Annotated in this window: 4 protein-coding genes; all 4 read right to left on the bottom strand. The window is 58.6% G+C overall.

Annotated elements, in window-relative coordinates; genetic code table 11:
* Positions 1-1082, bottom strand: a 1082-nt coding sequence (locus ACIF4X_RS24750; protein ID WP_397484104.1) for an IscS subfamily cysteine desulfurase, incomplete at its 3' end; no start/stop codon positions are given.
* Positions 1083-1129: 47 nt separating this feature from the next.
* Complete coding sequence (iscR, locus tag ACIF4X_RS24745) at positions 1130-1621, bottom strand: Fe-S cluster assembly transcriptional regulator IscR (protein ID WP_003227911.1); 492 nt, start codon at positions 1619-1621, stop codon at positions 1130-1132.
* Positions 1622-1866: 245 nt separating this feature from the next.
* Positions 1867-2643: a serine O-acetyltransferase gene (gene cysE / locus ACIF4X_RS24740; RefSeq protein WP_007916901.1), complete on the bottom strand. Its 777-nt coding sequence runs from the start codon at positions 2641-2643 to the stop codon at positions 1867-1869.
* 3 nt (positions 2644-2646) lie between these two features.
* On the bottom strand, positions 2647-3417 hold the full coding sequence (trmJ, locus tag ACIF4X_RS24735) for a tRNA (cytosine(32)/uridine(32)-2'-O)-methyltransferase TrmJ (protein WP_108226533.1): 771 nt from the start codon (positions 3415-3417) through the stop codon (positions 2647-2649).
* Positions 3418-3601 lie beyond the last annotated feature (184 nt).

The raw sequence follows: 3601 nt of genomic DNA, 5'->3' as shown, positions 1-3601 counted from the left end.
GTGATGCGGCCGAAGGTGAAGCGGATCGAGCTGTGTGCCAGTTCGTCGTTGCGACCCAGGGCGCGCAGTACGTACGAAGGCTCCAGCGACGCCGAGGTGCACGCCGAACCGGACGATACCGCCAGATCCTTGAGTGCCATGATCAGCGACTCGCCTTCAACGTAGTTGAAGCTCAGGTTCAGGTTGTGCGGAACGCGGGCGGTCAGGCTGCCATTGACGTACAGCTCTTCCAGATGCTCGACCTGCTTGTAGAAACGGTCGCTCAACGCTTTGATCCGGACGTTTTCGGCAGCCATGTCTTCTTTGGCCACGCGGAACGCTTCGCCCATGCCAACGATCTGGTGAGTCGCCAGGGTGCCGGAACGCATGCCACGCTCGTGACCGCCGCCGTGCATGGTCGCTTCGATGCGCACACGCGGCTTGCGGCTGACGTACAGCGCACCGATACCTTTAGGACCGTAGGTCTTGTGGGCGGAGAACGACATCATGTCGACTTTCAGCTTCTGCAGGTCGATCTCGACCTTGCCAGTGGACTGAGCGGCGTCGACGTGGAACAGAACGCCCTTGGCGCGGAGCATTTCGCCGATCGCGGCGATGTCGTTGACGGTGCCGATTTCGTTGTTCACGTGCATCACGGAGACCAGGATGGTGTCTTCGCGCAGTGCCGCTTCAATCATCGCCGGAGTGATCAGACCGTCTTCGGTCGGCTCGAGGTAGGTGACCTCGAAACCTTCACGCTCCAGTTGGCGCATGGTGTCGAGGACAGCCTTGTGCTCGATCTTGCTGGTGATCAGGTGCTTGCCCTTGGAGCCGTAAAAATGCGCCGCACCCTTGATTGCCAGGTTGTCGGATTCGGTGGCACCGGAGGTCCAGACGATTTCGCGCGGATCGGCGTTGACCAGATCGGCCACCTGACGACGGGCGTTTTCGACGGACTCTTCAGCTTTCCAGCCGAACACGTGGGAACGGGACGCCGGGTTACCGAAGTTTCCGTCGACCAGCAGGCATTCACTCATTTTTTGCGCAACACGCGGATCAACCGGGGTGGTCGCAGAGTAATCAAGGTAAATCGGCAATTTCATGGACTATCTCCTAAATCAGGGCTGGCGTGCCGCTAGCTCTTTGGCTGTCATTCGACGGCGGACGCTTCAATCTTGTCCAGGCGTGGCGCCTTGCTGTTGCAACGGCGCTGGTCCTGACGCTGGGCTACTTCTTGCACCTCACGGCGAGTCACAAGATCAGCCAAGCTGATACCACTTAGAAATTCGTGAATCTGCAGGCTCAAGTCGCACCACAGATGGTGAGTCAGACAGGTGTCGCCGGAATGGCAATCGCCCTGGCCCTGGCATTTGGTGGCATCAACCGATTCGTTTACCGCATCGATCACCTGGGCGACCTGGATGCCCTGCATGTCGCGGGACAATTGGTAGCCGCCACCCGGACCGCGAACGCTGGAAACCAGATTGCTGCGGCGCAGCTTGGCAAAAAGCTGTTCGAGGTAGGACAGGGAGATGCCTTGGCGCTCGGAGATATCGGCCAGGGACACGGGCCCGTGCTGCGCGTGCAACGCCAGGTCAAGCATGGCGGTCACGGCGTATCGGCCTTTTGTAGTCAGTCGCATGGACAGTTACCACGGAGTTCAGAATGGGGCGAGTATGCAATTCCCGAGTATTTAAGTCAACTTTAAGACCTAGTACTTTAGTCAGGATTACCCGCAAAAGAGCGCGCGAATGATAGCAGGGTCTGCGGCCTAATGGCACACCGGCCGGCGCAAGCCTGTGCAGGAGCTGCCGCAGGCTGCGATCTTTTGACTTTGCCTTCCACAAGATCAAAAGATCGCAGCCTGCGGCAGCTCCTACACAGGGCTTAGCTGGCTTTGGATTCGTCTTTGCCTTTGACGCAGGCGAAGTCTTCTTCACGCAGCTCAGGCAGATCTTTCGCACAATAATTACTGCCCAGATCCTTCAGCGCACCGCACATACCTTCCAGACGACCGTCCACCGCTTGCAAGTGATCGAGCAACTGACCGATGGCGCGCGCCACCGGGTCGGGCATGTCTTCGCTAACGCCATAAGCATCAAAACCGATCTTCTCGGCCATAGCCTTGCGCTTGGCGTCCTGCTCTTCGTCGGATTTGACGATGATGCGCCCAGGAATACCAACAACAGTGGCACCCGGCGGCACTTCTTTAGTCACCACGGCGTTGGAACCGACCTTGGCACCGGCGCCGACGGTGAAGGGACCCAGCACCTTGGCGCCCGCACCGACCACCACGCCATCACCCAACGTCGGGTGGCGCTTACCTTTGTTCCAACTGGTGCCACCCAGGGTAACGCCCTGATAAATGGTCACGTCATCGCCAATCTCAGCGGTTTCACCAATAACGATGCCCATGCCGTGATCGATAAAAAAGCGTCGACCGACTTTGGCACCCGGATGAATCTCGATCCCGGTCAACCAGCGACCGAAGTTCGACACCAGCCGCGCCAGCCATTTCAGCTCGTTGCGCCACAGCATGCCGGCCAATCGATGAATCCAGATCGCATGCATGCCGGGGTAGCAGGTCAGGACTTCAAAAGCGTTACGCGCCGCCGGGTCTCGATGGAATACGCTCTGGATATCTTCACGCAAACGCTCAAACATCATTTAGTCCTTCCGCTTAAGAAGCTCACCACGGGCCGCTTTCTGGGTTTCCGTGAGGATGCCACGCAAAATATTCATTTCCGCCCGGCTGACCGAGCTGCGTCCGTACAACCGGCGCAGGCGCGCCATCAAATGCCGCGGTTTTTCCGGATCGAGGAATTCGATGGCGACCAGCGTCTGCTCCAGATGCTCATAGAATCGCTCCAGCTCATCCATGGTCGCCAGCTCGGCACTTTTCACCGAGGCCACTTCTTCCTTCTCGATCTTGCTCGGCTGACCTTGGGCGGCCAGCCAGGCCATGCGCACTTCGTAGCTCAACACCTGCACCGCCGCGCCAAGGTTCAGCGAACTGAACTCAGGGTCGGAGGGGATGTGCACGTGAAAGTGACATCGCTGCAGCTCTTCATTGGTCAGGCCGGAATCTTCACGACCGAACACCAGCGCAATTTCGGCGCCCTGCCCGGCTTCCTCGACCACTTTGGTGCCGCATTCGCGCGGATCCAGCAGTGGCCAGGGAATGCGGCGATCACGAGCGCTGGTGCCGAGCACCAGATTGCAGCCGACCAAGGCATCTTCCAGGGTGGCGACGACTTGTGCATTTTCGAGGATGTCACCGGCACCGGAGGCGCGAGCATCGGCCTCGTGATGCGGAAACAGGCGCGGTTCGACCAGCACCAATCGCGACAGACCCATGTTTTTCATGGCGCGCGCGGCCCCGCCGATGTTGCCGGGGTGGCTGGTATTGACCAAGACGACACGAATGTTCTGCAGCAAGGGAGGCGCTCTCGGACACAGGAAAGGGGTGCAAATCTTACAGAACAGCCTACCGTTAAGCTATGAAAGCGAACAGCGTCCTTCACCTGAAGAAAAGTTCTGATAGAATGCGCGGCTTTCTTCACTTCGCTTTGGATAGCAAGACAGGCAGCGATTGATGTAGATATCGATGCGCTGAGGAACA

The organism is Pseudomonas sp. NPDC085632 (assembly GCF_044541255.1).
Classification (GTDB): Bacteria; Pseudomonadota; Gammaproteobacteria; order Pseudomonadales; family Pseudomonadaceae; genus Aquipseudomonas.
Note: the sequence above shows the minus strand (reverse complement) of the source record. Positions and strands in the feature narration are given on the sequence as shown.